Consider the following 1,195-nt stretch of genomic DNA (forward strand, 5'->3'; position numbering starts at 1 on the left):
GACCGCATTCGGGCAGGGCTGAAAAAACAGCCGGACATGGCTTGTCCGACTGTCCATTTTCAATATACAACTTGCCCAGGGTGAGAGTCTTAGATTTGGGATTGACAGGCGGGGGGAAAGCGGGTAGAATAGAAGCGTTATCCGCCCTTGCGGCTCCGTGGGACGAAGAAGCGAAAAGGGAAGATACTTTTTATGCGCCAGTAGCTCAGCAGGATAGAGCACCTCCCTCCCAAAGAAAGTGTTCCAACGCTCGCCTTGGGAGGGCAAGGAAAATGTTGCGAGTTCCACAATTTCATAGTTTTTATAAATGTTTCCGTAGCTCAGTTGGATAGAGCGACCGCCTCCTAAGCACACATAGGTTCATCTGCTTTTTTCGTCTGATGCAGATGGCACGTCGTTCAAGTAAACTCGTACAAGTCAATATGCCCTCGTAGCTCAGCTGGATAGAGCGTCCGCCTCCTAAGCGGAAGGCCACGCGTTCGAATCGCGTCGAGGGTGCCAGAGAGAGTGTCAATTTCGTTCGGTTTTCGATTTGAAAATCAAGAAATTGGCGCTTTTTTCTTTCTAAAAATCTATTGGCATTGGGGAGGAAACCTGCACTTTGACGATAAGGCTTATTAGCAAGCCTATTAGCAGACTTCACCCAACCCATATGCGTATCAGAAAAGGGCAAGTCCTTTCTGTTTTGCCACAAATATCTATTTCCGGCTCCCTGCTAATAAAATTAGCAGGGATTTTGCTTTTTCAGGGCTAAAAACTGACCTCCTGCTAATTCGAGAAAAAAGTCCCTCGCAATTCTGCTAATTTCAAATGCGGACGATTTGAGTTCAACGTTGTAGACAAGTGTAAATGGCCCAAGGGAGTTGTCAGTGATGGCAGCTCCCTTTTTCGTTTTTTCGTTAAAAAAACTTTTTTTGAAAAATTTTGAATTTCAACCCCTACACCCCCCTGTTTTCAGTGCATTAGGTGAAAGGCAACGGAAAGCCCTTCACCCGTTCCCCGCTTGTGCGGTGGATGGGTTTGCACTTTGAAAACTTCATACCCATTCATCAGGCACATTCCCATTGCCGTGAGCCGTTTTGCCGCTGCGCCAGGATGTGCCGGATAGGACTGACTGAAAGTAATGTCATTAAGTTAGGAATAAGGAGAAGATAAAGTCAAAAAAAGATGTAAAAAGGGGTTGACAACGGAGGAA

1 tRNA gene is annotated in these 1,195 nt (G+C 46.2%); it reads left to right on the top strand.

From position 1 onward, the window contains the following. Positions 1 to 424: 424 nt before the first annotated feature. Positions 425 to 501 (top strand) — tRNA-Arg (locus JX325_RS17240). Positions 502 to 1,195: the final 694 nt, after the last annotated feature.

The organism is Oscillibacter sp. CU971 (assembly GCF_905219725.1).
Taxonomy (GTDB): Bacteria; Bacillota; Clostridia; order Oscillospirales; family Oscillospiraceae; genus Oscillibacter.